The sequence below is a fragment of the Frankia sp. CoWAU3 genome (assembly GCF_977971855.1).
In genome coordinates this window covers 3,985-6,868 of the sequence record NZ_CDWWXB010000115.1, presented here as the reverse complement: position 1 = coordinate 6,868, position 2,884 = coordinate 3,985, and the positions used below count along the sequence as shown (strand labels likewise).

Annotated in this window: 3 protein-coding genes; 1 reads left to right on the top strand and 2 read right to left on the bottom strand. The window is 66.6% G+C overall.

Going from position 1 to position 2,884, the window contains the following annotated elements:
* Positions 1-228 precede the first annotated feature (228 nt).
* Both AC08ON_RS11525 and AC08ON_RS11520 read right to left on the bottom strand, forming a co-directional pair.
* The gene (locus tag AC08ON_RS11525) at positions 229-600 is read right to left on the bottom strand and encodes a hypothetical protein (RefSeq protein WP_476607574.1); all 372 of its coding nucleotides are present in this window, start codon (positions 598-600) and stop codon (positions 229-231) included.
* 329 nt (positions 601-929) lie between these two features.
* Positions 930-1,880, bottom strand: coding sequence for a LysR family transcriptional regulator (locus AC08ON_RS11520; protein WP_011437843.1), 951 nt, complete (start codon positions 1,878-1,880; stop codon positions 930-932).
* A gap of 164 nt (positions 1,881-2,044) precedes the next feature.
* On the opposite strand from AC08ON_RS11520, the gene AC08ON_RS11515 reads away from it, so the two are divergent.
* Complete coding sequence (locus tag AC08ON_RS11515) at positions 2,045-2,713, top strand: succinate dehydrogenase cytochrome b subunit (protein WP_349256631.1); 669 nt, start codon at positions 2,045-2,047, stop codon at positions 2,711-2,713.
* The last annotated feature ends 171 nt before the right edge of the window (positions 2,714-2,884 follow it).

Genomic DNA, 2,884 nt, shown 5'->3' with positions numbered 1-2,884 from the left:
CCGCCGCGCCGGTGGGAGCGGAGAAGGTGATCCGGCCGTCGACGACCCAGACCTCGTCACGGACCTCCGTCGGACCGACCAGCACGCCGCCACGGATCCGCAGCGCCGGCGCGTTCATATTCACGTCATATCCCTATCACCGTCGTCCGGTCACCGTCGTCCGGTCACCGTCGCGCCGGCACCAGGCCCGTGGCGAGGACGCGCCGCCCGATCGGGCCCCGGAAGCACTCAGACGTCGAGCTGCGACTCGACGGCGCGCAGCCGATGACGGGCCAGCGCGAGGTTCGCGCGCGGCTTGTCGAGCACCAGATAGAGGAACAGGCCACGGCCGGAATGGCTCTGCAACAACCGGATCAGATGATACTGGCGACCCAGCGTAATCAGGACGTCCTCGATGGTGTCCTGAAGCCCGAGACTCTCCATCGTCCGAATCTTCGCCCGGATGACCTCGGTGTTTCCGGCCGCAGCGATCTCAAGGTCGATCACATGCGTGTTACCGGCCGTTCCGAGGGTCATTCCACTGGTGAAGTCGACGAGGGCAACCCCAAGCGCCCCGCTTATCTCGAGCGATTCCTTCAGGGCAATGTCGACGCTGTTCATATCGCCTCCCGTGTGTTCGAGGTCGACGGCAGCTCCGACGCTGCCCCCGTTGTGCACTGGCGCCAGTTCACGCGAACCGCGCGTTGACAGTCGTCCCCGCAGCCAGTCCCCGCAGACCGGAAACCGCCCGGTCTACGACCGCTCGCACAACTTTAAGCCCACCCGACCGGATCGCGTGCGGGTGGGCGGAAAAAATGGGCTCGGTGGACAGGCGGACCACACGCCGAACCAGAAAAAGAGATGGCGATTCACTCGAAAAGAACCTGATCTTCACGCCATGAAAAGTCTGCCTCATCGAATACGTTGCACAAGAGCCCGAAGATGACAGATCACGTGCCGGCGGAGGTCGGTCCGGCGAGGAGTCGGGTGCCGTCGGGAAGGTTGCCCGAGGCCGCAGCGTCGCGGAGGTACTCCCACAGGACCCGTTGCAGCTCGACGGCGGCACGGGTCGGCTCGACGTCGCGGCGACGCGCCAGCCCGATGGTGCGTTGCAGCCCCGGGAGCACGAACGGGGTGACCCGCATGCCGAGCCGGTGGGCGACCGTGCTCGGAATCACCGCGCTGCCCAGACCCGCCGCGACGAAACCGAGCACGGCGTCCATCTCCCCGCCCTCGATCGCGAAAATCGGCTCGAATCCGGCCTCCCGGCAGGCCGTCACGGTGGCCTCCCGCAGGTCGTAGCCGCGGCGGAACATCACCATCGGGTGGTTGCGCAGATCGGCCACGGTCAGCGGGCGTCCGGCGACGATCGGTGGCTCGTCCAGCGACGAGACGAGGACCAGGCTCTCGCGGATCAGCGGCGAGGTCGCCAGTGCCGGGTCGCTGCTCTGCAGCGGAAGGATGATCAACGCCAGGTCCAGGCTGCCCGCGGCCAGATCGCGGACGAGGTCGCGTGATCCCCCCTCCTCGACCAGCAGGCGGATGCCCGGGTACCGCTGGTGGAACAGTCGCAGCACGTCGGGCAGGAAGCCGGTGCACAGGCTCGGGGTGGCACCGAGGCGCACCGTGCCGTGGCGCAGGTCGAGCAGCTCGGTGACCCGCTGGCGGGCGGTCTCGGTGTCGGTGAGGATGCGCCGGGCGAGCGGCAGGAGCGTCTCCCCCGCCGGGGTCAGGCTGATGTTCCCCCGCGCGCGGTTAAACAAAGGTGTGCCCAGCTCCTGTTCCAAGGCGCGGATCTGCTGGGATAGGGACGGCTGGGCGACATGCACCCGCTGGGCGGCCCGGGTGAAGTGCCGGGTCTCCGCGACGGCGACGAAATAGGCGAGCTGGTGGAGCTGCACGCCGCCAGCGTAGACGTCGATAGGACGGCACTATCGAGTCCAGGTTTATCATGTCTTGGACCACTGGAGGGAGTGCGCTCTAGGGTGCGCTCGTGGCTGTGACAACCCCGGCGCGGTCGGCGTCCCCTGCGCCCACCCCGCGGCCCCCGCGATCTTCGTCCGTCCTGCGCAACCTGTGGCGGTCAACCATCGGCAAAAAGACCGTGATGGCCGTCACAGGGCTGCTGATGCTCCTGTTCCTGATCGCTCACATGCTCGGGAACCTGAAGATTTTCTTTGGCCGCGACGACTTCGACCACTACGCCGGCTGGCTCCGGACGATCGGCGAGCCGGTCCTGCACGATACGTGGTACCTATGGATCCAACGCGTCGTGCTGGTGCTGGCCGTGGGCCTGCACACGGTGTCCGCGTACCAGCTCAGCCGGCGTGACCTGCGGGCCCGGCCGACAAAGTACGTCCACCGCCAACGAGCCCGGGCCAGTTATGCCACGCATGTGATGCGCTACGGCGGAATCACCCTCGCGTTGTTCATCGTGTACCACATCCTCGATTTCACGACGCTGACCCTCAACCGACACGGGGTCGAAGGTGCCGCCTACGACAACGTCGTGTCGAGTTTCAGCGTGTGGTGGGTCACGCTCATCTACATCGCCGCCATGATCTCCCTCGGGCTCCACATCCAGCACGGCTTCTGGAGTGCGGCCCAGACCCTCGGTGTCAACAACCCGAAACGGGACCGAGTTTTCAAGGCCACCGCCAATGTCCTCGCGGTTCTCCTCACGGTGGGATTCGTGATCGTTCCGGTGTCGGTTCTCGCCGGCCTGGTGGATTGACGGCACGGCACTGGACCGATGGGGCACTGCACCGATGGGTCACTGCACTGGTGGATTGAACAGCCGACGGCTCCGCGGCCGGCCTTGCGTGGCGCGGTGCCGGAAGCATGGGAAGGGCTGACATGTCGTTTTACAACCTCGGTGCCGACATCGCCGACACCGCGGCGCCGG

Coding starts and splice junctions, on each gene's coding strand:
- AC08ON_RS11525 (WP_476607574.1), bottom strand. CDS start 600: ATGAACAGCGTCGACATTGCCCTGAAGGAATCGCTCGAGATAAGCGGG.